This is a genomic window from Vulcanisaeta distributa JCM 11217 (assembly GCF_001316005.1).
Taxonomy (GTDB): Archaea; Thermoproteota; Thermoprotei; order Thermoproteales; family Thermocladiaceae; genus Vulcanisaeta; species Vulcanisaeta distributa_B.
This window is the reverse complement of the sequence record NZ_BBBJ01000003.1, coordinates 114,227-138,928: the sequence shown is the minus strand read 5'-3', so window position 1 is coordinate 138,928 and position 24,702 is coordinate 114,227. Positions and strand designations below refer to the sequence as shown.

At 43.2% G+C, this 24,702-nt stretch carries 34 protein-coding genes and 2 pseudogenes; 12 read left to right on the top strand and 24 right to left on the bottom strand.

Going from position 1 to position 24,702, the window contains the following annotated elements:
• Nucleotides 1–25 precede the first annotated feature (25 nt).
• Nucleotides 26–1,198: a lactate utilization protein B gene (locus tag JCM11217_RS04395; RefSeq protein ID WP_054842184.1), complete on the top strand. Its 1,173-nt coding sequence runs from the start codon at nt 26–28 to the stop codon at nt 1,196–1,198.
• 20 nt (nt 1,199–1,218) lie between these two features.
• Here JCM11217_RS04395 and JCM11217_RS13745 read toward each other — a convergent pair whose 3' ends face one another.
• From JCM11217_RS13745 to JCM11217_RS13740, 4 genes are all read right to left on the bottom strand, one after another.
• Nucleotides 1,219–1,758 (bottom strand): hypothetical protein, encoded by a 540-nt coding sequence (locus JCM11217_RS13745; protein ID WP_243678328.1) that lies wholly within the window; start codon nt 1,756–1,758, stop codon nt 1,219–1,221.
• Nucleotides 1,728–3,215: a proton-conducting transporter membrane subunit gene (locus JCM11217_RS04390; RefSeq protein WP_243678327.1), complete on the bottom strand. Its 1,488-nt coding sequence runs from the start codon at nt 3,213–3,215 to the stop codon at nt 1,728–1,730. The genes JCM11217_RS13745 and JCM11217_RS04390 overlap by 31 nt, the downstream gene beginning before the upstream one ends.
• A 235-nt stretch (nt 3,216–3,450) precedes the next feature.
• The gene (locus JCM11217_RS04385; protein ID WP_243678326.1) at nt 3,451–4,491 is read right to left on the bottom strand and encodes a complex I subunit 5 family protein; all 1,041 of its coding nucleotides are present in this window, start codon (nt 4,489–4,491) and stop codon (nt 3,451–3,453) included.
• Between the two features lie 2 nt (nt 4,492–4,493).
• Complete coding sequence (locus JCM11217_RS13740; RefSeq protein WP_243678325.1) at nt 4,494–4,712, bottom strand: hypothetical protein; 219 nt, start codon at nt 4,710–4,712, stop codon at nt 4,494–4,496.
• A 192-nt stretch (nt 4,713–4,904) separates the two neighbouring features.
• Between JCM11217_RS13740 and JCM11217_RS04380 the strand changes: the two are divergent.
• From JCM11217_RS04380 to JCM11217_RS04350, 6 genes and pseudogenes are all read left to right on the top strand, one after another.
• Nucleotides 4,905–5,459, top strand: a pseudogene (locus tag JCM11217_RS04380) (pyrimidine dimer DNA glycosylase/endonuclease V).
• 163 nt (nt 5,460–5,622) lie between these two features.
• Nucleotides 5,623–8,005 (top strand): annotated as a pseudogene (locus JCM11217_RS04375) (tRNA(Met) cytidine acetyltransferase TmcA); the annotation flags it as partial.
• Between the two features lie 45 nt (nt 8,006–8,050).
• Entirely contained in the window at nt 8,051–8,278 is a 228-nt protein-coding gene (locus JCM11217_RS04370; protein WP_054842183.1) for a hypothetical protein, read from the top strand.
• Between the two features lie 469 nt (nt 8,279–8,747).
• Nucleotides 8,748–9,119 (top strand): hypothetical protein, encoded by a 372-nt coding sequence (locus JCM11217_RS04360; RefSeq protein WP_243678324.1) that lies wholly within the window; start codon nt 8,748–8,750, stop codon nt 9,117–9,119.
• Nucleotides 9,116–9,622 (top strand): hypothetical protein, encoded by a 507-nt coding sequence (locus tag JCM11217_RS04355; RefSeq protein ID WP_243678323.1) that lies wholly within the window; start codon nt 9,116–9,118, stop codon nt 9,620–9,622. Before JCM11217_RS04360 ends, JCM11217_RS04355 begins: the two co-directional genes overlap by 4 nt.
• A gap of 130 nt (nt 9,623–9,752) precedes the next feature.
• On the top strand, nt 9,753–10,157 hold the full coding sequence (locus JCM11217_RS04350) for a hypothetical protein (RefSeq protein WP_054842181.1): 405 nt from the start codon (nt 9,753–9,755) through the stop codon (nt 10,155–10,157).
• Here JCM11217_RS04350 and JCM11217_RS04345 read toward each other — a convergent pair.
• The 3 genes from JCM11217_RS04345 to JCM11217_RS04335 all read right to left on the bottom strand — a co-directional run bounded on the left by JCM11217_RS04345 (nt 10,116) and on the right by JCM11217_RS04335 (nt 12,894).
• Nucleotides 10,116–10,895, bottom strand: coding sequence for a hypothetical protein (locus JCM11217_RS04345; protein WP_243678322.1), 780 nt, complete (start codon nt 10,893–10,895; stop codon nt 10,116–10,118). The genes JCM11217_RS04350 and JCM11217_RS04345 overlap by 42 nt on opposite strands.
• A gap of 114 nt (nt 10,896–11,009) precedes the next feature.
• On the bottom strand, nt 11,010–11,327 hold the full coding sequence (locus tag JCM11217_RS04340) for a hypothetical protein (protein ID WP_243678321.1): 318 nt from the start codon (nt 11,325–11,327) through the stop codon (nt 11,010–11,012).
• Between the two features lie 31 nt (nt 11,328–11,358).
• Nucleotides 11,359–12,894, bottom strand: a complete 1,536-nt coding sequence (locus JCM11217_RS04335; RefSeq protein WP_054842179.1) for a type II/IV secretion system ATPase subunit — start codon at nt 12,892–12,894, stop codon at nt 11,359–11,361.
• A 105-nt stretch (nt 12,895–12,999) separates the two neighbouring features.
• Between JCM11217_RS04335 and JCM11217_RS04330 the strand changes: the two genes are divergently transcribed.
• Together JCM11217_RS04330 and JCM11217_RS13735 are read left to right on the top strand one after the other, a co-directional pair.
• Nucleotides 13,000–13,992: a hypothetical protein gene (locus JCM11217_RS04330; protein ID WP_243678320.1), complete on the top strand. Its 993-nt coding sequence runs from the start codon at nt 13,000–13,002 to the stop codon at nt 13,990–13,992.
• A complete protein-coding gene (locus JCM11217_RS13735) occupies nt 13,958–14,362 on the top strand; it encodes a hypothetical protein (protein WP_243678319.1) in 405 nt (134 codons plus the stop codon). Before JCM11217_RS04330 ends, JCM11217_RS13735 begins: the two co-directional genes overlap by 35 nt.
• Before the next feature lie 39 nt (nt 14,363–14,401).
• Here JCM11217_RS13735 and JCM11217_RS04325 read toward each other — a convergent pair whose 3' ends face one another.
• From JCM11217_RS04325 to JCM11217_RS04290, 11 genes are all read right to left on the bottom strand, one after another.
• Nucleotides 14,402–14,812, bottom strand: coding sequence for a DHH family phosphoesterase (locus JCM11217_RS04325; RefSeq protein WP_054842178.1), 411 nt, complete (start codon nt 14,810–14,812; stop codon nt 14,402–14,404).
• A gap of 8 nt (nt 14,813–14,820) precedes the next feature.
• Nucleotides 14,821–14,988, bottom strand: a complete 168-nt coding sequence (locus tag JCM11217_RS13730; protein ID WP_243678318.1) for a hypothetical protein — start codon at nt 14,986–14,988, stop codon at nt 14,821–14,823.
• A complete protein-coding gene (locus JCM11217_RS04320; protein WP_243678317.1) occupies nt 14,957–15,394 on the bottom strand; it encodes a DHH family phosphoesterase in 438 nt (145 codons plus the stop codon). The genes JCM11217_RS13730 and JCM11217_RS04320 overlap by 32 nt, the downstream gene beginning before the upstream one ends.
• A gap of 95 nt (nt 15,395–15,489) precedes the next feature.
• Nucleotides 15,490–15,675, bottom strand: a complete 186-nt coding sequence (locus tag JCM11217_RS13725; protein WP_243678316.1) for a hypothetical protein — start codon at nt 15,673–15,675, stop codon at nt 15,490–15,492.
• Complete coding sequence (locus JCM11217_RS04310; protein WP_054842176.1) at nt 15,668–16,057, bottom strand: prefoldin subunit beta; 390 nt, start codon at nt 16,055–16,057, stop codon at nt 15,668–15,670. Before JCM11217_RS04310 ends, JCM11217_RS13725 begins: the two co-directional genes overlap by 8 nt.
• A gap of 86 nt (nt 16,058–16,143) precedes the next feature.
• The gene (locus JCM11217_RS04305) at nt 16,144–16,392 is read right to left on the bottom strand and encodes a hypothetical protein (protein ID WP_054842175.1); all 249 of its coding nucleotides are present in this window, start codon (nt 16,390–16,392) and stop codon (nt 16,144–16,146) included.
• Complete coding sequence (locus tag JCM11217_RS13720) at nt 16,385–16,531, bottom strand: hypothetical protein (RefSeq protein WP_243678315.1); 147 nt, start codon at nt 16,529–16,531, stop codon at nt 16,385–16,387. Before JCM11217_RS13720 ends, JCM11217_RS04305 begins: the two co-directional genes overlap by 8 nt.
• The gene (locus JCM11217_RS13715) at nt 16,510–16,725 is read right to left on the bottom strand and encodes a hypothetical protein (RefSeq protein WP_243678314.1); all 216 of its coding nucleotides are present in this window, start codon (nt 16,723–16,725) and stop codon (nt 16,510–16,512) included. The genes JCM11217_RS13720 and JCM11217_RS13715 overlap by 22 nt, the downstream gene beginning before the upstream one ends.
• 8 nt (nt 16,726–16,733) lie before the next feature.
• Nucleotides 16,734–16,976 carry a hypothetical protein gene (locus JCM11217_RS13710; protein WP_243678313.1) on the bottom strand — a complete coding sequence of 81 codons (243 nt, stop codon included), beginning with the start codon at nt 16,974–16,976 and terminating at the stop codon, nt 16,734–16,736.
• An 11-nt stretch (nt 16,977–16,987) separates the two neighbouring features.
• A complete protein-coding gene (locus JCM11217_RS04295; protein WP_054842174.1) occupies nt 16,988–17,266 on the bottom strand; it encodes a 50S ribosomal protein L37ae in 279 nt (92 codons plus the stop codon).
• A 49-nt stretch (nt 17,267–17,315) separates the two neighbouring features.
• Nucleotides 17,316–17,777, bottom strand: a complete 462-nt coding sequence (locus tag JCM11217_RS04290) for a hypothetical protein (protein WP_054842173.1) — start codon at nt 17,775–17,777, stop codon at nt 17,316–17,318.
• 105 nt (nt 17,778–17,882) lie between these two features.
• Here JCM11217_RS04290 and JCM11217_RS04285 point away from each other — a divergent pair, with 105 nt between their 5' ends.
• Nucleotides 17,883–18,560: a DUF2848 domain-containing protein gene (locus JCM11217_RS04285; RefSeq protein WP_054842172.1), complete on the top strand. Its 678-nt coding sequence runs from the start codon at nt 17,883–17,885 to the stop codon at nt 18,558–18,560.
• Nucleotides 18,561–18,614: 54 nt separating this feature from the next.
• Here the strand turns inward: JCM11217_RS04285 and JCM11217_RS04280 are convergent, their stop codons facing one another.
• From JCM11217_RS04280 to JCM11217_RS13695, 5 genes are all read right to left on the bottom strand, one after another.
• The gene (locus tag JCM11217_RS04280; protein ID WP_243678312.1) at nt 18,615–18,989 is read right to left on the bottom strand and encodes a hypothetical protein; all 375 of its coding nucleotides are present in this window, start codon (nt 18,987–18,989) and stop codon (nt 18,615–18,617) included.
• A 15-nt stretch (nt 18,990–19,004) separates the two neighbouring features.
• Nucleotides 19,005–19,949 carry a hypothetical protein gene (locus JCM11217_RS04275; protein ID WP_243678311.1) on the bottom strand — a complete coding sequence of 315 codons (945 nt, stop codon included), beginning with the start codon at nt 19,947–19,949 and terminating at the stop codon, nt 19,005–19,007.
• A gap of 90 nt (nt 19,950–20,039) precedes the next feature.
• A complete protein-coding gene (locus JCM11217_RS13705) occupies nt 20,040–20,465 on the bottom strand; it encodes an ATP-binding protein (RefSeq protein WP_243678310.1) in 426 nt (141 codons plus the stop codon).
• A 29-nt stretch (nt 20,466–20,494) separates the two neighbouring features.
• Nucleotides 20,495–20,776: a hypothetical protein gene (locus JCM11217_RS13700; RefSeq protein WP_243678309.1), complete on the bottom strand. Its 282-nt coding sequence runs from the start codon at nt 20,774–20,776 to the stop codon at nt 20,495–20,497.
• Between the two features lie 43 nt (nt 20,777–20,819).
• Complete coding sequence (locus JCM11217_RS13695; protein ID WP_243678308.1) at nt 20,820–21,650, bottom strand: DUF87 domain-containing protein; 831 nt, start codon at nt 21,648–21,650, stop codon at nt 20,820–20,822.
• Between the two features lie 267 nt (nt 21,651–21,917).
• On the opposite strand from JCM11217_RS13695, the gene JCM11217_RS04265 reads away from it, so the two are divergent.
• Nucleotides 21,918–22,613: a protoheme IX farnesyltransferase gene (locus tag JCM11217_RS04265; RefSeq protein ID WP_243678383.1), complete on the top strand. Its 696-nt coding sequence runs from the start codon at nt 21,918–21,920 to the stop codon at nt 22,611–22,613.
• Nucleotides 22,614–22,649: 36 nt separating this feature from the next.
• Here JCM11217_RS04265 and JCM11217_RS04260 read toward each other — a convergent pair whose 3' ends face one another.
• Nucleotides 22,650–23,819, bottom strand: a complete 1,170-nt coding sequence (locus JCM11217_RS04260; protein ID WP_054842170.1) for a hypothetical protein — start codon at nt 23,817–23,819, stop codon at nt 22,650–22,652.
• 216 nt (nt 23,820–24,035) lie between these two features.
• On the opposite strand from JCM11217_RS04260, the gene JCM11217_RS04255 reads away from it, so the two are divergent.
• Complete coding sequence (locus JCM11217_RS04255) at nt 24,036–24,701, top strand: DUF981 domain-containing protein (RefSeq protein ID WP_054842169.1); 666 nt, start codon at nt 24,036–24,038, stop codon at nt 24,699–24,701.
• Nucleotide 24,702: the final 1 nt, after the last annotated feature.

Here is a 24,702-nt window from a genome sequence, read left to right as displayed (position 1 = left end):
ACATGGCAATGTAGTGATTACTCATATGGAGTCCTTAGCACCACCGAATTGGGACGTAGCCATAAGTAGGGCTAAGGCATCAAACATACCGTCAGTCTTCGACATACTAAGGAGACACCCATACCTGTTGGACCTGGCCAAGGAACTCAGGAAGGCTAAGGAGGAGGTAATTAGGAACTTTGATTATTACATAGATTTGACGAAGAAATCCGTCGAGAGGATAGGCGGCAAGTTCTACCTGGCTGAGACGTCTGATGAGGCTAGAGAAATCGTGGGTAAGATAGTTGGTAGTGGTAAGATAATCGTTATGAGCAAGAATAACGTAGCCTCAGAAACAGGGCTTAGACCTTACCTGGAGGGGGGGTTGGGTAATGAGGTTTGGGAGACGGACCTTGGGGGGGAGTTCCTGGTGCAGATCGCCAATGAGGAGCCAAGCCACATACTGGCGCCTGCCCTGCACATGACTAAGGAGAGGATTGCCCAGGTGATGAAGGAGAGACTTGGGATAGACGTTCCACCAGACCCAGTAGCTATTGCACAGAGGGCTAGGGAGTTCCTCAGGGAGAAGTTTCTCAGGGCTAATGTGGGTATTACGGGCGCAAACGCGATAGCCGCCGACACAGGTGCGGTATTGCTTGTTGAGAATGAGGGCAACATAAGGATGACGAGTGTGCTACCCACCGTGCACATCGTCTATGACGGTATTGAGAAGATTGTACCGACACTATACCACGCAATGATTGAGACCCTCGTGCAAGCGGCGTATGCAGGGCTTTACCCACCAACATACGTGAACCTAACCGCCGGACCAAGCAGTACCGCCGACGTTGAGATGTACAGGGTATCACCCGCCCAGGGACCTAAGGAGTTCCACATGGTCCTTGTAGACAATGGTAGAAGAAAAGCCGCAAAGGACCCAGTGCTTTGGGAGATACTGCTCTGCATAAGGTGTGGCAGGTGTAGTATGCATTGCCCAACCTACTGGGCCATAGGTCCAAGATTCGGTAAGCCACCGTACACAGGGCCTATGGGTATTCCATGGACGGCCGTGACTAGGGGTATAATGGAGGCAGGACCAGCCGCAATGCTCTGCACACACTCTGGTAATTGTAAGGAGGTATGCCCAATGGGCATTGACCTACCCAAGTTAATATTGTATGTTAAGAATGAATATCTAAAACAAATAATGAGGAAATAATCATTTGAGATCTTTCAACTTTAAAGTAACGCAATTATTATTAGTATTATCAGTATCGCCACGGCCAGCGTAACCAGAATCATCTCAAGGTAAGTCCTTAAGTAGCCTCTCTGTATCGTCCTTATGTACCTCGATAATGCAGTCGTCGCGTCTGGTATAATGAAGTTGAAGAATATATCAATGCCCCTGTAAATGTAGAATGCAGCAAGCGTTAGTATAGAACCAAAGCCCGCTAAAATCACATCCATAAAAGCTTGTATATAATACCTTCTCTCGAAGATCTTCGTTATTAATCCTAAATTACCAACCCTAGGCTTTATCAGCGCAGCTACGAAAATTATCCATAAAACAATGCCTATGGTAATAACCACGGGATCTATACCTGCCTCAATGAATATGTGAGGCGTTAACACAAAGGGTATTGCCAGGGCTGCCAGCGCTGCGGTACCCGTTATTGTGTAAGCAGCAACCATTAATGAGTACTTCCCATGCTCCTCATGAATATGCGGTGCCTCACCCTTAACGAAGTTTAGGGATGTAAACCTTGCCAGGAAAGCCACGTAGCCAGACTAGCCAGTAACATCAGTATGTACGCGCCGTAGCCAACCACGGATATGGTCTCCGTAGCCACCTCATCCATTGCTGCGTGTATCCAATAACCAGCGAGCGGTGGTACGCCGCCAAGGGATATTGCTGCCGCTAACGTAGCATAGAATGCAAGCTTCATTCTCCTGCCCAACTCTAGGTTACCCATGTTAAACCTGGTATGAGTTACATGGATCAAATGCCCACTCACTAGGAATAACGTAGCCTTTGATAGGGCATGAAGTATTAAATATGAGAACGCGACTAATACCGCCAACGGCACGATGTACTCACCCACATGAATTACTTGAGGTATGAATGGAGTCAAAGCAGTCACGCCCATCATGAAGCCTAGTGAGGACATTGTGGATCCCGCCAGGATAACCTTCCTCTCATCAATCATCATCGCAAACAATGCGCCAAGTAAGGCCGTTAGGAGTCCTACGTAGACCGTCACTAGGTACATGATCTCAACGCCTGGGTAGGTGATAACGCCGGCTGCGTAGAGGGACTCGGTTAATCTCATGAATATGTAAACGCCTGCGGCGACCATCGTTGCCGAGTGAAGTAATGCTGAGACTGATGTTGGGCCTGTCATTGCTGTGAGCAACCAATCATTGAATGGAACTTGAGCGCTCTTGGTGTACGGACCAAGCATAAAAGCTAGTAGTAGGGCTACGGTACCACCAATGCCGAGTGTTGATATTACACGTGACCAGTTTATGGCTGAGACACCACTTACCGGTGTTAGTATTAGGGAACCACCCAGTATGCCTATTGCGGCTATTGCGCCGAGCATCGGCATGTCGCCGAACCTTATTGTGGCTATTGCTCTATAGGCTGCGTATGACGGTGTTGTCCAGGCTGGCTTATCGAGAATTAATTTCTCACCAAATCTACCAACGTAGGATAACTCATCATCATCCTTATACCAATGCCCTATCAATGCCCATGAACTAAAGCCAAGTCCTTCCCATCCAATAAACATGAATAATAAGTCATTAGCATACACAGTAAGTAACATGGATGCAGCAAAAAGATTATAGAAAAACCAGAACCAACCAAGTCTATAATCATTGGCTAGGTAATCAAGACTGTAAATACCAATTATGAAGGCCAGCCAAGCCGTTAGTAGGCCCATGTTTCGACTAAGGAAATTAACTACGAATGACACATATATGGTAATACTACCACTTGATGTTGGTAAAATCATCCATGGTATATTATAAGCTACAATTTCCCACGGGAATACAACCTCTATATATGTAGCTATTATTGCAGAGATCCCAAGACCAATAACTGCTAAGTAGGCCAGTGGCTTAGCCTTCCTTGGGTCTTGGTTAAATAACCAGTAAATAGCTATTGGTGCTGCAAGTATTATAGGTGATAATAGCATTAATCCCATTAATTCACCAAGTGAACTTGAGAACATTGCCATCACCTCATTATCATGCTAATACTCATTAATATTGAATGCACGATATACGTTGACGCTGGTGGGAATAAAAGTATTATCGCAGCGAGACCAAGCACGTATAATGGTATCACGAGCTTAGGATCAACATTAACCTTATGATAATTACCCCTAGGTTGCCCATAAAATACCTGCTTCAGCGTCCAAAAGCCGTAGTATCCCGTTAATACGAATATTGTGGCTAAACCAATGGCTAAGCCAATAAATACCCATAGTGGGTATGATGCAGTATGACGTTTACTAAGCCGAGAAATAGATAGAATTCAGCGAGCATTGATAGAGTTAATACTCCAGAAAGAGCCATCCAACCGAGCACTGCGGCCGCGCCAACCGATGGTATATATGTTTGTAGCCCACCCATCTTCCTTATATCAAACTCCTCATAGTAAACAATTATTGAGGCTGCGGTCATGAAGAGGACTGTTTTGCCGAATAAATGCGATATGTAATGCATTGTTAATCCAAGTATTCCGTAAGAACCCAATGCCAATCCTATTAGTAGGTATGTGGAGTTTGCCGCTGTTGAGTACGCCAGTAACCACTTATAATGATATTGATGCCTAATTACGCCAAGGCTTATTATTATACCACCAACTATGGCGTAAATAAGTATTGGTAATCTAAACTCATTAATGAAGTATGGGGGGGAGATGATGTAGATCCTTGCTAATACGTAAGCCATTAAACCAACGAGACCCGATATCAGGGCTGCGACCGGTGTCGGATGGGAACCATGGACCCAAGGTATCCACACATGCGGACCGAAGCTTGGCAACTTAATTAGTAACCCAATGAACATCAGTGCCCATGCTATGAGCGATATGTTCTTTATCGCGGCGAGGTCCATAGTATTATTCTCTAGGGCAACCAGGACTGCGCCTATTAAGAATAATGTGCTTGCCAGCATTCCATATACGAAGTACAGAAGCGCTATCCAGCGTCTTGATTTGCCCTGGGTATCATAGCCATAGTAATAAATTAGTATGACCGGTGTTATTAGTGATACTTCAAGGGCTATATAAATTAATAGTAGGTTGTATGAATATATTAGTAACTCCATGCTTGCAGCACATAATGTGAAGAGTAGGTAGTATACGTCGAATTGCTCAGGTAGTTCCAGAACATGGAATCTATGCTTCATGTATGGATAAGAGGCGATCTCTAGTGCAACTCCTACAAGCGCTATTGCTAAGCCAAAGGCGTTGCTAAGGCCGTCACTTATTAAATATATCATGCCTATTGGTCTCGGTAAAGAACCAAGGGGGGTATTAAGTAAGTTTTACCGAGCGCTAATAGGTATGATGCATATGCGAAAAGCGGTGCAAAAGAAGCTGAGGTAATTATCATGGCAGCCCTACTAAACTTTTTACCTATTGCCCCCCCAGCTATTACTGAGGCTATGAAGGGTAAGGCTAATGACGCTATTAGTATGGGGTCGCTGTGTATTGGTATCATGCGGTATCACCCTGGTTCAATGCCTCATTATTTAATGGGTCCTTTAACGTATTTTTTACGTAATATCTATGTAATTGGATGCTATTCATAAGCATACGTGCCTTAAGGAGAGACCGTATTTTTAAGTACTACCTTCATTAATTATTACCTTAAGGACTAAAAATAAAGACCTCCATAATTTACGTTCCATTAATGCAGGTGTTTAGGCCGTACATTGACCATGGGAGATCGGCGGGTTTCCTGGATGATTTAAGGCTTGGTAAACAGAGGGTTGAGGCTAAGCAGGTAATACTTGCAATACTTAGGAGGCTCGGCATTCTCAGGATGGCAGGACTGGCTGGCTTAATCACCCAATAGTCCTCATGTACTTTAATAATGGGCGCCATACCTAGATGACCTAATTAAGTACTTCTATTCCGTTGTTGATGAGTGGGAGCGCAGGGTTTTGTGAATAATATTTCGTTAAGTGATGTTGAGCCGTTAATCAAGCATATTAATTATGAGCTGGGGACGCCGGTTACTGAGGTTATGGCTCGGGAATACCGTAGGGTATTACTACTTAAGGACCCTTGTTATTACGTAAATAAGTTAAGTGCTGATGAGCTGCTTGAGTTATTGAATACAGAGCCTGTGTACTTTAAGGGTATTAATATGTGGATTAGGGATGTCTATGACTCATACACTAAGTTCATGAACATGCTTAGGAAAGGTGAGGTATCCTGCAGGTCAATATTCCCGAGGAGGTAGTCATCCTTCTCGCCCGTCACTCATCACTGCTCAGAACCAACGCGCCTAATCACCAATTAATGCAATTCGCATATGTTTATAAGCCCTAATTCACATTGGTAAGGCTGTACAGAGGATATGGGCTGGGTAGAACTGTTGCAGGGCTTGGTTAAGGAGGGGGTTATCCTCAAATCATAGAGGACTCGTAGTCCTCGTAGGCACTGATGAGGAAAAACTCGCCAAGTACGCCGCTGAAGTCCTCAGGGTATTCTCATCAATGGTTAAGGAACCGCATGGGCTGTACATGTATCAACCCGAATATTCAGATGCACAGAGGAGAATGAGTAAGTTTAAGGAGTTTGTTGAAGGGATTCCCGTAAGTATTGACTATAGGCCATATAAGGATACGGATAAGCTCCTCGGCACCACAGTCGACTTCGCAATCCTTGACTTAATGAATGACCTAAAGCCAAATGATGTCGGTAGGTTGGGCGGCATTGTTAGGGGGGGTGGTGGTGTTTACGTATTCATGATACCACCGCTGGATGAGTGGGTTAGGCAATTAACGAAGTTTCAGCAGAGCCTATTAGTTCCTCAGTACAGGCCTGAGGATGTTAGGCATTTCCTGAAGATTAGGTTCTGGAATAAGTTAATGGGCATGAGTAAGGCGTTAATAATTAATGTTGGTAATGATGAGGTAATCAAGGAACCTGTCATTGGCGATTCACAGCCCTGGAAGCCAAGGGAGATAGTAATGCCTGAGAGAATTAGGTTTTCAAAGGTCATTTACGAATTAGCGAAGACCCAGGACCAGGTTGAGGCCCTTAGGGCAATGGAGGTATTGCTTGAGAGACCTCCGAAGGGTAAAAAGGTAAATGTCGTGTTAATTGCGGATAGGGGGGGTAGGGGGGGGTAAGTCAGCAATCATTGGCTTGGCGCTGGCGGCTCTTGCTCATAGGCTTAGGAAGGCTAAGGGTAGGGCTCGGTTCGCAGTCACGGCAATGAACCCGAGCAATGTCTCAACGCTGATGGAGTTCGTGATAAAGGGCCTTAAGGCGTTGAATTACGACGTAGACGTGAGTTACTGGGGCGGTGATGTTGTTTCGGTCAAGGTCGGCATCTCCATCTTCATAGATTATGTGAGGCCATACGACATGCTCAGCGAGGAGGGTAGGGACATAGTGGTCGTTGATGAGGCTGCAATGATACCGCTCCCAGTACTATATGGAATACACGAGAGGTTTAACAGGGTTATATATGCATCCACAATACATGGCTATGAGGGTGCAGGTAGAGGCTTCAGCCTTAGGTTCCTTAAGTATTTGCGTGAGGATAGGAGTACGAAGGTTATTGAGTACGAACTCAAGGAACCAATTAGGTATGCACCAAATGACCCGGTGGAGCAATGGTTATTTGATACACTATTGCTTGATGCCGAGCCCGCAAAAATAACTGATGAGGATTATGAATTAATAAGTAAGCATAAATTCGAATACCTAATACCTAATCCCAAGGAGTTTTTCCTGGAAAGTGAGGATAGGCTTAGGCAATTCTTTGGCATTTATGTCCAGGCTCACTATAGGAATGAGCCTGATGACCTTGGCATGATGATGGACGCACCGCACCACTTCATAAGGCTCTAACACTTAGTAATGGAAAGATCGTGGTATCCGTGGAGTTGGCTGAGGAGGGTGGCATAAGCGATGACTTAATCGACATGGTTGTGAGGGGATTAAAATTGCCCGGAAATATAATACCAGATAGGTTGATTAAGTATTGGGGGGGGCTCACGGACTTCGCGAAATTGAAGGGTTGGAGGATTATTAGGATTGCGACGCACCCCCCCGAGCTTCAGGATAGGGGGGGCCTTGGTACTGAGATGCTTAGGAGGATTGAGGAGGAGGCCAGGGAAAAGGGTATTGACTGGGTTGGTGTTGGCTTTGGTGTAAATGCAAAGTTACTGAATTTCTGGATTAAGAATGGTTACATGCCTGTTCACATAAGCCCCCGAGAGGAATCCAATAAGTGGTGAGTATAGTGTATTGCTTGTTAAGCCGATAAGTGAGAAGGCTAAGGACGCTGCAATATATGCGAATAAGGAGTTTAGGCTAAGGCTACTTAATTCATTGCAGGGTCCATTCCACGACATGGAACCTGATGTAGTCAGGATGCTACTTACTGACTGGGGGGGTCAGGCCCTAGACCCAGAATACAGCCCTAGGCTCACGGAGGCCCAGGTTAGGCGCTTGGTCGCCTATTCATGGGGGGGTCCAATGACCTATGAGAACACGGCCGATGCAATAACGGAGCTTGTGAAGACTTATTACCTGAGGAGGGGGGGCATTGATAATATTGCCCTGCCCCAGTTCTATGAAGAGGCACTAATCTGTAAGGTGTTGCAGGCGAGGCCATGGAGGGAGGCAGCCAAGGTTCTTAATATTAGAAAGTCAACACTTATGTTGATGCTTAGAGAGGTAATTAAAGTCCTCATTCAATACTATGTAAAGTATGTCGAAATACCGGAATTCATGATCAGTGTTACAAAGTCGCTAAAAAGAGGTAAGTAGTTCTAGAAGGTTAACTTTAAAATTAGTTAATAGTCCATTAGCTGCATGGCTAAGAATGGCAAGAAGAGGATCGTGATAGAGGTTGATGAGCAGCAATATGAAGAGCTGAAAAAGCTTAAGCAGATATATCACTCAAAGAGCTGGGCTGACCTACTCATTAAGTGCCTTGATAATTCATTAATCATTGCAGAGATAGTGGCAATACATAATGATATTAGGGACATAAATAGAGCCATAAGTGAGATCTCCAGGTTAATTAGGGAGGAGACTTAATACACGGACTCACGTGGAATCTCATCATCAATTCCACAAGTAAAGAATAAATATAGCCTAATTAATGAGAATCTGAATGTTAGTGCTATTATTTAATACGGTTGAGGATGCAATAACTAAATTGAATATAATTAAAGAACAATTATTGAATCTAAGGGAACGTTATGGTGAAATTAGGGAGAAACTGAAAATAAATGCTGACACGGAAGAGAAACTCGCGAAACTTGGTTTTCAACCATCCCATCAGGTAATAACGGTGCAAGCTATACCACATGCACTGAATATACATATCGCACCCCCACTCAACATGGTTATTGAACAAATTAAATACGATAGATGGCAATATTAATTATGTAGTAGGTGAAATTGATAAGGTGAGTAAGTACTTAAGTGGAATTAAGGATAGAAATGCATCTGTAATGATCATGATAGACTATGCTAATAAGAAGACGAAGTTGGTGATAATGCCATGAGTGCGAGTCTCGATATAAGCATCGATGTAAAGGAATTGCATAGGAGGATACTCGAGAGTAAGAGAAGGGTTACGGAGTACGTGAAGAACTTATATGAAATATACAATAAGATTAATAATGAAGGCAATTTACCTGATAAGAGCGAGAAGTTGATCATTGATATACCTAATTCAATATCGATAGTCCTATATAAAAAACCGTCAAAGGAGGCTTATAGGGAGTTGTTTTTAAAGGCTGTTCAATTTCTTAAACTAGAATACGCAATTTATGAAGCCCTTGATGCCAGGTTAGGTAAGCTTAAGGATCATGAGCTTAAAGCCATGGTTAGGTACTTCGGTGATGTACCATCTAGTGGTGATCAACCTTGATAGTACTAAGAAGTGATAAGTTAAGGGATATAGTGCTGGATCTTGGCAATAGGCTTAATGAAATAATGCAGATTATTAATGAGATATATGCGTATAACCCTGATAACGAACTCATGAGCAAATTAACAAGAGAGTTAAGGGGCAAGTCCTCAGCTACGTATGTTAAGGGCGATTCTAACATAACAACTAAGGTTGATGATATTGAGGTAATATATGTATTAACGGCTAATGGCTACAAGGAGGTGATTAGGGACGCAATTAATTATTATACAAACGTGCTCATGTCCATTAAACAGGTCATGGAATTTGCCGAGAAGCTCGGTGTGAATGATGAATATTTGGTTATGATAGATGACTCATCAATAGACGTAATAATAGGCTACTCATTACCTGATATGTCAGACACATCATTGCTCTACTTACCCAGTATTAAGGAAACGACTGAGGTGCCGAGTATTCTAAACGGTATTATTGGATTAACGGCCGATGAATTGGCAGGATAATGAAGATGATTGATGACGCGATCTCAGCGATTAATAGTAACTCAAGGAGTTTTGAAACAACGATTAAATTAAGTGATATAAATTACCCGGAGCAGTTTAGGAAACTTGAGGAATTGATTGGTGAATCACCATGATTATAGAAATTAAGAGATTTAAGTCAATGAATGAGTTAATTCAAGCATTGAAGGGTGAATTAAGTAATTCGTATAGGTTCATGTATATGCTTAGGCAAAATTGGAATGAGGTGCTTGGTTCTGAGAATAATACTGCATTGGCGAGTGAGATTTCTGAGAATATTAGGTTTATTGATGGTTCCTCAGAGGTATTCTCCCTAAGGATTGTTTATAAGCCGGGTACTAACACAAAAAGTAATGTTATCAATGATGTTGCCGGCTATGTGCAGAGGAGGTCGGCAATTATAAAGTCAGTAATTGATAGGTTAGAATCACTTAATATTGATAAGAACCGCCCAATAATCGCCTTACTTGTTGATTCAATACCTGCAATGATTATTATGCAGAATGAGGAGGGTTAACCACCCCCTATTAATTGTTATGAACTTCCTAGGTATGCCATCCACATAGAGAACAAGTATTTGTGAATTAACCATGTACTGAGAGATCTCCTTATCGTGAATCAACTTTTCAAATATTTCGTTGAACTCATCAACATAACCACTCATTAACTGTGCAGTGGACATCAACTCACTAACTAGCTCCTCAGGCCTAACGTAGGTCACCAACCTCTCCTCACCGCCTTTAGCCCTTGACCTCCTCTGCTTCTTAAAGGCTGATTCCTCCCTAAGGGTTAGGCCAAGTGCTAGGGCCTTGCTTTCATATTGCTTAATCCTTGATAGGAATAGTGCATCCTTATTTATAATATCGGCACTCTCCTTAATATCAATAAACCTCCTGGAAATACTTATTATGGCGTCTGTCCAACCATCATAATACTCAACCCAACTACCCAATGCCTCATTGGTCGATATGCCAAGTCTCAATGCACTAATTGACTCATTAATGAGCTTATCTAAATCCTCAGGCTTAATCTCAGGCTTCTTTTCAATCTTTTGCTTACTTACGGTTTTTGGCCTCTTAACCTTCCTTTGAGGCCGCCCTAATCCAAGTAATGAACGTACATCAATATTCATATACTTACTTATTAATATGGATAATCCATAGCCAATTGCTAAACCTATTACTGGAAGTACTATGTATTTAATATTAAGGTATTGATTAATCATTAGGTTTGGTAATATGTAGGGTATTAACATTAATATTATGTAAATGCCAAGTAGGGGTAGTATTACCGTGAGGGGGAGGCCTAATTAGGCCTAGTATTATCATTCCGATCATTATCGCTATCACTAATATGGGTATTGGCACTATCATTGGAATTCACCCAGGGTTAAGGGTTGCGATAGCAACACTCGGTTTGGTATTCCATTATTGAATTCTAGCAATACAATTCCCGTGAAATTACTATCATTAAATTCCTCCTTAATCTCCTCAAGCAATAGGTTTATTTGTTCAATTCTACTATTAAGCTCCTTAATCATCCCGTTCATTATTTCTGATATTCTATCCCTCCTCATGTTAATATTACCATTGTTTCCTATCTCGATTACATCCACGAGAGAATCCTTCTTCATTTCCTCCTCCAGTACTTTCTTGGCTATTAATAATTTATTCAATTCCTCATTCAAATACTTAACTAGGGAGTTAAGGTCTTTAAATTTAAGTAGTACTTTCAACTTCACTCACCTTCCCAAAGACCTGGTTAAGTATCTTATCTGGGTTTGTATAGTACGTCTGTACGTACGTTGAAACATCCTCAAAATTGAATATTCCATTCTCCAACATCCAATTAACGATCTTAGCCCTAGTATCTATCTCCCTGAGAATTTCATCAACATCTTTACCCGTCATATCACTAATTTGCTTAACCAAAATACTCTTTTCAACGAAGGAATCATGAGTGTCAGTCCTCGGATTCCACCTAAATACCGTGTTAAACCTTATCTTATCACCATCCATGTAAACCTCACCAACCTCGGTGACCCTCCTTGTCAGCTTACCACCAATTTTAACCCTCTTAATCATGACGAATATGTTCATGGCGGGTATATATGCTGGTGGTATGTTCATTGGTGGGCTCATAAGCCTATTAACAGCTGCCTCGAAGGACTCCGCGTGCATAGTTGATATACCACTATGGCCGGTATTCACTGCTTGGAACAATACGTAGGCCTCCTCACCCCCCCTAATCTCACCAACGATTAGGTAGTCAGGCCTCATTCTAAGTGTTGCCTTGACTAGGTCAAATAGCGTGATTTCATTTATTTTCTCAGTTCCATAACTCTGCCTTGTGACGAGCCTAACCCAGTTCTTGTGAGGCAGGTTTATCTCTGGGACTTCCTCAACGGTTATTATCTTCATGTGAGGCCTGATGAATGTTGCCATGGCATTGAGGAAACTCGTCTTACCGGCGCCAGTGACGCCAAGCACCAGGAATGACCTGCCATTATCAAGCATCACCCAGAAGTAACCAGCAATCTCAGCACTAATGTTACCAAACCTAACGAGCTCCGTGAATGTTAATGGGTTCTTCCTAAACTTCCTTATCGTGAACGTCGAACCTCCAGGCGAAACCTCCCTCCTATACGTGACTGCTATTCTAGAACCATCAGGCAACTGAGCATCGACTATTGGCGTTGCTACCGAAACGTGCCTACCGGACATGTGTATTAACTTAACGACTAAGTCATCAAGGGCCTGGTCAGTCATTGGAACTATATTCGTAGGTATAGACTCATATCTCCTGTGAAATACATAGATGGGCCTACCAACGCCATCACATGATATATCCTCAATATTCTCATCCCTCATCAGGGCATCAATAGGTCCATAACCAAGTAAATCCCTCTCCATGTAATATAGGAACTTGGCGAATGACGATGGTGGCACGTTTCTAAAGAGTCTCCTGTACCTACCAACAATCTTCTTTAACTCGTTAAGCAAGTAATTCTTCACGTCACCCATTTTTGTCAATTCCTCAGGTGGTGGTAGCTCAAGCATTACAATCCTCACCAACTCCTTATATACCTGTTGCTCGATGGGGTCAAGTGTTATTTCCTCGAGGTAATACATTATATCCCCCCCGGTCCTCTCATCCTGGACTATTGTGGCGTATGCAAATGGCTCATATAATGGGTATCTCTCTAACTCCTTAAGTTGACCAACTGGTTTTATTAACTGAAAGTCTAGGCTCATTCAATTTATTAAGTAACAAACCCCCCCTAAAATACTTCTGTTTCATAATTTCAGTAACTCTTAGCGGTGAGAAACTTATATATAATTGTAGCACAACGTTAAATAATGATGATGACTAATAAGTGGATATTATTTACAGTATCTCTAGTGATTTTATTGATATTTATCTCATTTATTACCTACGCAGGTACTATTTATGGCCCAGCACCTACACCGGTAGTCTACACGACATATGTAATAAGCATGAACCTAACGGACTCAAGACCCACAGTGCAGTTCCTAAGTAACATCGTTAATGTGTACCCATTAACTTATCGTGAAGACTCATTGATTAGCAACATAACACCTATCTGGGTGGCAACGGCAGGTAGGGAGTTCACACTATACGTAATCAATGCGTCAAGAACCACCATACAACAGGAGGTTTTGCTCAATGCAACAGCTATCGCAAACGACACCGGCGGTATTACGTGGGCATTAAAAGTCCCGTTATACCTACTATATCCACAACCCACGTATGCGAATTGGTACGTATTAATAACCGAGGACTTAAATAACATGGAGTATGTGGTCTTCGCCTTCGAAACAAGCAATGAAAGTCTTGCGCAGGTATTAAGTGGGTTAAGTACGGTTGGTGGTTACTTGGTTGCCCTCAATGGTGAGCCGTATTACCTATGGAATTATTACTACGGCTATAACCCAGCCACCAATAGCGTCAGTGAGTATTACGAGGTTGGTTTACCTGGATTAAGCATATTCACCATGTGGGTTGGTCAAGGCATTAATGCGAGTTCATGGCCAAGCTCGGGCTTTCAGGAGGTACTTCAAGTCCTTAGCTACTCATTTAGTGAGTACGTTAATTCATCATTGATAACCCACATAACTCTTAGTCCTAATACAACCATTGGTGAAATAACGAATTATGGATATGCAATATACCAAAGACCGAGACTTGCGCTTCGGGCCTGTGATATATGCATCGCCAATACTCCTACTGTCAAATGGCACGTTAATAAATCCAACATGCTTACCAGGTACTTACTACCTGCTTCAGGTCAATTACGTGACGCAGAGCGGCTATTCAATACCTGTTTATGAAACGAAGGATTACCCAATGGGGGGGTTATACCTACTCAATGGCTCATTACTATTTGGAGGCTATTTGCAGGCGTATGATTTCTTCAACAAATCGGTAATACCGGTAACCCCCCCAACGCAATACCTATCGCCAATATATCAATCGCAGTTAAGTGAGGTTTCATGGTGCACACTGCAGTTATTTAACGGGGTAGCCAGGACGAATCAGTCATTTGATGCTCAGGTGGGTAATGTAGGTGTTGGAGTTGGTGTGAGTACCGTAAGCGTTAATGATGTTGTGATTAATGTAAATGCGCATCGTATGGTTAATGAACCTAGAGAACCAATGCCCTTAATTGACAAGGTTATTATGGAATTAAGATTAAGGTAATAAGCCCTAACGCGCCCAGCCATTAATAGTTAAAATAACTTATTCAATTATTCTCGACGCCTTAATACCAAGCCTCTCTTCAATACTATTCAAAGCCTTTATCAACATTGTCGTTGCGTCAATCCTGGCCTTAACACTTAAGGCAGCGGCCGTCGCGTGACCGCCACCCTCGCCACCGAAGTACCGTGCTAAGTCATTAAAGACCTCAGCCAATGAGACCCTCTCAGCAATTCTCCTACTACACCTGCCAAATAACCTCATTTCTCCATCATGCTCCGAAACCACCAATGCTACATCACAGCCCGACTTTATTAATACGTCAGCAAGTGATGATTCATAGGCGTTCACATTGCTTAGGCATATTATGTATTCACCAGCTCTATAGGCCCTCATCCTAAGTAAACCCTTAACCCTAGCCATCCTCTCAGAAAACGTAACCTCCTCACTCATCGCATTAATTATATCTCTATAATCCTACCTGCCAATTTGAGCAACCACGCTAATACCTCAAAGGTCTCAGGCCTAGCCCTACTCAACCTACCACTATCACTCAGTATACCACCAATAAGTAATGTGGCGCTCTCAATACTCGGCTCAAACCCCCAATTCCCTAAATACCTGGGCAATGATTTCAGAACAACTCGTGGCGCTAGGGTCGATAAGCGACACCGTAGGAATAGCATTACGCACCTCATGATGGTCAATAACCACCACAGGCTTATTGCTAATCACGTTCCGAAGCTCATTTAATTGGGCGTATGTACTGACATCAACCAGGAATATCAAGTCCGTCTCATTACAGTTGCCTAAGCCTTGGTAATTAATGCCGAGTTTAGTGATGAAGGATTTAACATCGCTGGAGGGGGGGCCCTCAGGAATTATGAGGATTGCATCGATACCAAGCCTATTAATTAATTCCTTAGTAGCCACCCCACATGCGTATGCATCCAAGTCTGCGTGTCTATGTGTTATTACGCAGGCTCTTTGCGTATTCCTCAGCAATTCTCTCAATTTCTCCAACTGATAAACCAATTAATTCACCCCCCCTCCTAAACTTATCCATTAGGTAATCCGCTATTTTAAACCCAAACTCAACCGCGTCATTAATGATGTCGTCAAGCCCCCCCTCAATAGTGGTTCGTCATCGCATCAATGCTTATCTCAAGCGTGTAATTACTAATGTCTGTAAACCCCCCCACATTAATTACTATGTCCTCAAGAAGCTTCTCAGGGAGCCTACGCATCAAGTACTTATAAACCTCCTCAGCAACCACATTAACTATTTCATTAAGCACTTCATTATTACTACTCATTAACCACCGCCTTTAGCACCCCCCCGCCGGCTCCACCCTGGAGCTTCGCCAACGCCTCATTTATCTGGGTCCTCAAATCCTCAATCTGCTTCATCAACATACTCTCCTGCCTAGACAAGGTCTTTATATGAAGTTCAAGGAGCTCCTTCCTATCCTTAAGCTCCTGAAGTGCTTGGTCCTTGGTTACCAGGACTAGGAATGAGCCGACGATCTTATAGACCTTACTCTCAGCCGGTATCTTCTCAATCTCCGAAATAGCCCTCTCAACCTCCTTAAGCTCGCTCTCGAATTGTTGCTTCCTAACCCTAACACTATTTAATTGATCCTGCAGTGCCTGAAGCTTCTCCAGGTCTGACTGTAGCGATGGTGGTAATGAACTCATTAAGGCGCCATTGATCTAAGCCTTAATAAATATTAATCCTCACGTTAATTATGGGTTACACCACCCTACACATGCGAATTCACGATTTAATCAAGCTCCTCAACCTTGAATATTAGGTATAGCGACTTCATAACCCCCCCACTAACTAGGCTCCTCAGGCTTGTTAAGTCCTTAGCGCAGACCGTTATTACTACGTCATTATTACGCACATCAACACTCACAAACCCCCCCCTCCCAAACCTCATCTCTTTTTCGAGAGTCCTAAATGACTTAATAACCAACTCCCTATCAACACCCTCCAAGTGAAACATTGCCCTAAATTCACACTCACTCAATCCTAATCACCCTAAGCCTTGTATACATAACATCGCTAATCCTCAGGAATGGACCGTAAGGCCCCAGGTCTTTACCATTTAATATTTGTACTTCATACTCACCATTAATTCTGTGAATCAGGAAAACAACATCATACATACCCCCCCTAATGCTCTCAAAGTCATAAACCTCATACTCGGCAGCTCAAGCTGTTCGCCCAATATGTCTATTAATTCCGTATACTCCCTCAGGGATACCACAACCCCCCCGCTACGCGCCTTTTGCCTATGCGTAACGTTAACGGGCATGTCCATAAGCAATTTAACACCAAATATCCTTATTAAATACGGCAATACCTCAATTACCCCCCCTCCTTAACTCTTAGGAACCGGATAAACCCTGGATTGCCGCCCCCCCTAGAACCAATATAAAGTATCTTATTAGCCCCCCCCAAGCTTAATGCCTTACCCGCAATCTCAATGATTGATGACTTACCCCCCCTATTCACCTTAACCGCATTTGGAATAACCAACTCCAATTCATTGAGGAATTGCCTCATTCTAATGCTGGCGTCTCTTGATGATGTTAATACTATAAGGCCCATTATGGCATTACTCACTTAGTGCCTTGCTTAGCCGCAGCCTCGGTAGCCAGTGTTTTACCCATTATCGTCTGTGGAACCCAGGCACCACCGGCGAAGGTATAACCGCACTTCGGGCACCTCCAAATGCCAAAGGCTATCCTCTCCATTTTAACCAGTGACTTACACCTTGGGCACCTATGCTTACCCCTCTGCTTAACCTCTATTTGTAGGACCTTCCTTCTAACGCCCATGCCATACCTAGCGCCGTACCTTCCCGTGGGCCCTACAATCTTTGTATGGCTAAATGGCATCAGGGACCTAGCATTTAACTAAATAAAAGCATTTCTATCGATGACTTCGTCAAATGATGACACCGCCCTGTCCCTTGGGCACGCTTGGTAATGGCTGCAACTCTACGTCAGAGTTCATGAAAACCCTGAAGAGAAGGAGTATCTTCTCCCTATCCCTACTCATCTCATCCTTACTCTTGTACATCTTTAGTATGGTTCCTCCTGAATCTAATACAACACCTATAAAGTTAATACCGCTCACCTTACTTATCAAGTCCTTAGACGTTCTAATTCTTATTAATGGCATCAGAGGTGAGTAGTGTATTGATATTTCGGCTTCACCATCGGCAGGCTTCACGAATATCGGTATCTCAGGTTTGACACTTTGAGCCAGGGCTGGGGGGGGTATTGAGGCCATCAAGCCTATTAGATTATTTAGCATTAGCCTTAGGTAATCAAGTGCATCATCAGCGCTCGGTATTGTTAGCCTAATCTCCGAGACGAGGCCCACCCTGACTATTTCAGAAATCATCTCGACAGTGTTGAATCAGGATTTTATTAGTATTTCCGTTCACTTAGGCTGAATATGGAACCAAAAATTTAATAAGGTTATTGCTTTATAAACCAGAGTTCGTCTATGCATAGACTTAATGTAACTATAGAGTTTAAGAACGGTAATGAGAGAGACATTGAAATCGCCGTTAGTGACCTAGTGATTTTTGTCTGGTCAGGGAGGACTACGGACATTATTAAGAAGGAGGTTGAGGAGCTAAGTAGGATAGGCATTAGTGGGCCTAAGAACATACCCGAAATATACATATTACAGCCGTACTTGGTAACCACGAGCAACTACATTAGGAAGGTAAGCGACTTGCACAGCGGTGAGGTTGAGTATGTATTGTTGATTAAGAATGAGGATGAGATCTACGTAACTGTTGGTAGTGATCACACGGATAGGGAGGCCGAGAGATGCAGCGTACTTGCTGGTAAGCACATGTATCCAAAGATTGTTGCGAGGAGGGCATGGCCGCTTAAGGAGATTGAGGATCACTGGGATGACTTGGTACTGAGGAGTTGGATACTTGAGGACGATAAGAAGACCCTATATCAGGAGGGTACCATGAAGTTCCTACTTACGCCAGAGAAGCTCGTTGACTTAATACGCGAGGTCGTGCCCGACCTGAAGAATGTGGTTGTTTTCTCAGGCACAATACCAACAATAAAGGGTCAGATAAAGCCCAGTGGTTACTTCGAGATTGAGCTCTACGACCCAGTACTTAATAGGTCCATAGATCATTATTACTGGATTGAGTGACATTAAGTGATGATGCTTGCAAGGCCTGACCAATGATGTGCTGGGCTAAGCTGATTACTTCAGTTTCTCATAACTAATGTTTACCGGTAAATCAATTGTTGATAATACGCTGTAACTATCACAACCACTGAATATGTTCTTATTGAGTTCATTAATTAACGAGTTCATATCGTCAAATTCGTAAACGAATACAGATACTGAGAAGTTATTAGCGACCACGGAATTCAATTCCCTAATATACTTATTAAAATCAAGCTCCTTACACTTATAAACCAGCACCCTCACCGCACCTCCAAAACCAGCCCTCCTAATGGCCGTATTCATAAAACCCTTAAACCTATCCAGGGTATCATTACAAACATCCACAATAAGCGTTAAGCAATTTTTCTGGGTTTTTCTCACGGTAATTACATGAGGATCCCTTAGCATTAATAAATATAATCCCTAACGCGCACCCTCGATTACCTGCTCCACAACCTCCCTCGCAAATTCTTCATACATAGCCCTAAACACGCCACTCCCCCCCGGCACTTCAAAACTGTTAAGCACAACCCACGCATTAACTAAGGCCCTATACTCAAAGCTCGTTGCGATCTCATTAAATTGATTAATCATAGGAAAGCCTGTGGCCTTAAGGAATGCGTATAACCTCGTCAAGTCATCATCCGTGGCCTCCTTACCTCCAAAGTTAATGGGTCTACCACTAACGTGCCTCTCACCACCGCCTGGCATAACAACCTTGCCATAGGCTGCCTTAACCCTCCAGGTACTTGTGTCAGTACTATCGACGTTAATTAGCTTAAGTATTGGATTTATTACTGGTGAGCCAAGGCCAAGTACGTGTATGCACATGCCTATCTCCTGCTTAATATTCAGTAAAAACCTCAGTGCTGACCTTCGCGAGTCCCTGGGCACGCCCCTACTTATTAATACGTAAGGTACCAAGCCGCCTATTGCTATGCAGTCTGGGTTGAAATCCAGGTACTTAAGCACGTACTTAGTGATTACGCTGGTTCTCCAGTGGTAATGAATTACTGGTAGGACGTTATCAAACTTCTTAGCTAAATACTCATAATTAATGAGTGACCTCCTTAATTTTAATTCCAGTTCATGTTCATCATCGGTTGGGCTTGGTGGATAATCAAGGTTTAGGAAATACCTAACATCCCAGTATTGATCATAGATCCTAGCTAAATCTTCGATGTCGGGTATTTTGCCGTGCCTTAGAAATTGAAAACCACCACTATCCATCCAAACCTCACCATCGTACTGCAGTACATTCTTTATAACGTGTCCCTTTCTATCGACTCTATTCCTAATAATGTCAAAGGCATTAACCATTATGGCAGGTACACGGAAATAAAGCCAGGGCTTGGGTCTCGAATTCACTGGTGTGCCGAGGATTATACGCACAATAACCGTTCACGAGAGTGCAATAAAAGTTTTACCTGACTCTATTATACTCAAATTATACTTGAATTACATTTTAGTAATATCGCCTCTCGGCGTTAATGTCGGCGTTACACCTCCATGCTCTGTTAACCTATCCCTAACCTTAACAGGTAATGGCATTGGTACAGCTAATCCCGTTACCAACGCATCATCCTCATTAAGTACCCTCACCTCCCATAGGTCCTCATCAGAGATGAACTCGACAACATTCCTCACGTACCTAAGGTCGACTGGGTTTATTATCCTCTTAAAGACTTGAGTCAAGCACTGACTTAATACGTCGGGGGGGTGCACCTTAGATGGCCTTTGACTAATTATGCATAGCCCAACGCCGAACTTACGGCCCTCCCTGGCAATCTTAATCAACGTTGATGTACTCAATGATGAGCCAACAGATGGCGCGTAGTTGTGGGCCTCCTCAACAACTATAAAGATTGGCTTATCCCTCCTCATTGTTGATAACCTAAATATGTTATTTAGAATCAGGCTACGAGAGCCTGCTGATCTATTAAGTCTAAACCGCTAAGGTCTAATACGTGGATTCCATACTCCATTAAGTCCTTAATGTCCAGGAGCCTTATTGGTTCATTGCCATAGAATTCGCCTGGCCTTGTTATGAAGAATGGCCTATTCTCGATGAGCATCTTAACCTTAGTCAGTAATGTGGATAGGGCTAGCTCATTGCCATAGCCCTTAACAGCCTTACCGCCACTCTTCTCTAGGTCATTAAGGAACTCGTCCAAGCCCGTTAACTCATTATCCATGCCAATGTACTGCCAAGCTTCCTCAAGAATCCTCCTCTGGGCATCAGTGAGTCCGTAATAGTGGTCTAGTAACCCCCTCCATGAGCCTTAGCGATAGTGACCTCGGATTAATACCAAACCTCACATACCTCCTCTCAACACCAAACCTAGCCCTGAAGTAATCATCAAGGCTTGTGGTATCCACCTTACCGGGTACGTATACCCTAACGAGGTTAGCCACGTACTTAGCATCATCGCTTAAGGACTTGGGAACCTGCATTGCCGAGTACTCACCGTGCGGGTCAATTATTACTATTGGTATTTCTGCCCTCAACGCCAACTCCTCAACAATGACCCCCCCAGCAAGCCAGGACTTACCGCCACCCGTGGCCGCCAGTATTGCGCAGTGGTGAGATACCAATTTATTCGCGTCTAACTCGGCAGGTATTGATAGTGACCTAATACTGCCAATGACAAGCCTAACACCATCATAATCAAGCCTTAGCAACTTACTTAATTCGCCCTCTGTTGGTAGGTATACGAAGTCCATGGGCTTTGGAGGCTTCAGCGGCTTAGAGAATCGCGTACCAACCCTATAGCCAATGATTGATGCCCTAGCCAGGGTTGATTGGGCGATATATTGAATGTCTATTCCATAGTCCCTAAATGTGTTTATAACGTCCTCATTACCCAACTGGGCAATGACCCTATCATCAACGAGGTAATTGTGCCTAATGACCCTGGTTATCCTGGCGAGTATTGGACCGTTAGCCCTATTCTCATAATTCTCCAGGGTTACGAACGTACCAACGTTTATTCTATCTTCAACATTATCAAATACCCTAAACCAAAATGCCCTGGGACTCTGTGCCTTAATTACGACACCAACCTTCACATTATTAATGAGCGCTGTTTAGGCTTTATTGTTATTAAATAAAATAAGGGGGGGTTGGGTTGTTAATGTTAAATTAATTGAACAGGTATTCACTAATTACCTTAGCATGGATTTTGAAATAAAGTTTTTAATGTAATAATTAATCATTATCGAATGTGGCGATTAAGGACTACGTAGTATTGATGAAGCAGGGTTATTTGGCTGCTTGTACTCGCTGCAATAGCTGGATACATATTCGCAGCAGCACCGAGCGTAAGCGTAACCTACATAGGTGAATTGGCCATTGTTGGATTATTAAGCACGGGCGGCTCTGCAGTATTTAACATGTACTATGAGAGAGATATTGATGCCAAAATGAGTAGGACTAGGAACAGGCCAATACCCGCAGGTCGGGTAAGCCCAGGCGCAGCATTAATTGAGTCCCTGGCCCTATCACTACTTGGCTTCGCCTTATCATACGTGTGGCTTGGCCTGTGGCCCACGATCTTCGTGGTGCTTGGCTGGTTCCTCTACGCAATAATCTATACGGTACTCCTGAAGTGCAGGAGCTGGAGCAATATCCTAATTGGCGGTGTGGCTGGTAATGCAGCTCTACTGGCTGGGTGGACCATAGCGAGACCACTGGACCTTGAAGCCTTCCTACTATCCATGGCCATATACCTATGGATACCCGCGCACATATGGAGCCTGGTAATTAGGGCTAAGGATGACTACTCAAGAACATGCATTAAGATGTTGCCTCTCGAGATGAGTGAGGAAAAGGCCATGATCATGGTGGCACTACTTAATGTATTCTCGAATGTATACATGCTACTCCTCTACATACTCATTCTTAAAAACCTCATTGGGTTAATCATACTGCTCATTACGGCAGCCTGGAGTAGTTACTACAGCGTTAAGGCCATAATTAAACCCAGTAGAGAGGTGTTCTGGCAAATGTTCAAGCAAGCTCGCCTGTACTGACTGTCTTCCTAGTAATCGGTATGGCACTATCACTCATTAAATGAGGAATTTAATCAAGTCACTCTTAAACTCCCTGATTAGTCGACTGTAATTAAGCCATAGACTCCCTGTTAGCAATGAGTTGCTCACGTAATTAATCGCCTCATTAACGTCCGAAAACCTCCTCACATTAATCCCCATGCTATTCCTAACAGTCTCCCTCGCCTGCCAAATACCAACGGGAACCTTATATTCCGGCGTTACCTCCCTAATTGCTATCGCCGATGCCTGCTTACCAACCTTATTGAGATATTCAAGGATGCCAAGCCTAATTGCGTAAAACGCGCCACCCGTACTCTCCGCATACCCCTTCATGCCTCTCGTCCCCTCGTAGTCTACGAATACCCTGGGCGAGCTACCGCCCCTATTCCATACCGAGCCGGGCATCTTCAACTCAATGAGTTCATACCTCCAGGGACCTGGCATAAGTATCACAAAGTACCTATTCCCCATGTACTCCATCTCGTGAACCTCCACCTGCCCAACCTCATCATACTCAATAACCTCATCCCTAAGGTGATCACCAATTATTGAGTCGACTGCCGTTATAGACCACCTGGTTGGAACCAACCTCCTAAACCTCCTATCACCCAACAACCCGACTGCGAAGATACGTTGTATGCGGGACACAGGTATTGAACCACGGTATAATTCAATGACTGCCGTCCTAGCATCCGCATCATAATCGTTTATTAACCTCTCAACTATTCTCTCGGCACTAACATTAGACGTTATTCTCAAATCCCTTAACTCACCAACATTACCAAGCGGCGCGTGGTAATCATCAGCCAACGCCCTAAGCACTAACCTCCTCAACCTAACCTCAACATCAACTGGGTTACGCCCAATGCTTAACTCCTGAATCTTATTGACTATGGAATTATTGAATGACCTAACCGAGACCTTAATCCTACTAAGTACTATCCTAGACCTAAGCTTAACAATATCCCATTGTGTGAAGCCATGCTTAAACCACTCCTCTGGGTTGTCAAGTATTGATGCATCAATGCTACCATCATTAATTAATGCACCAACATTAATGTGGGGGTAATTCATAGAACCAACGAAGTTCCCAGGCGGTGACAAGCCATTAAGCTCATTACCCACACTACGCCAAAGCCTAAATTCCCTCCAGAATTCAGGCGGTAATTCACTAAACCTAACCACTGCAAATAACTTGGTTCTGGAATTTAAATCGATTTTTCGTAAATTAAGAATAATCGAGAATACATATGAATATTTTTTATGTTCATAAACATTTATTTATATATTATTTAGTACAATATAAAACGATGAATTTTTAATTATAAAGATTAATGCACTAAATGCATCTATTCACTAGTTTATAAATTATAAACAAATGAGTGCACTTGGTGATGGATAATGGCTGGTCTCTTTATGGATACGCTGGACATCTGGTTAATGACACTTGGAATAACACTAATAACCGCTGCGTATGGAGTCTTTATGAACTTTATTAGAAGACCTAAGATGGCTACTGATGGAGCTAGGGTTGAAACAATGGAGAAGACACAGGGAGTTACTGTTTGCCCTAATGTGAATAAGTGCTTGAGTCTATTCTTCATTGGTGTTGGAATTTACGCAATGGCCACCGGCCTTTGGGCCACAATGACTTGGCCACTCCCAGGTCCATATAACCTAGTCTTCTCTGACGCTTGGCCAATATTTGGCCTAGTTACATTAATGCTCGGCTTAGCCATGTACGTAGGTGCGGACTTGAGGTATTTGGCATTACCCATAGCATTGTTTAGTATACCGGTTATTGTTTATGGTGTTGATATTCTGGTGCATGGGTTAACTACGGAGCCTTTATTTGCGAGCGCCATGTACATACTGCTTGGGCTTGCCATGCTCATTAGCCCAGGTGCCATGTTGCCAAGAGGTAATGTTGGCAGGTACGTGGGTATCATAGTCATGATCTTATTAGTACTATCTGGTATCCTGGCATTCTTCATAGGCATAAGCGCCACATTTGAACACACGCTAATTTGGTCTAAGTGGGTCCCCTGGTACGGCGTATCGGGCTGAT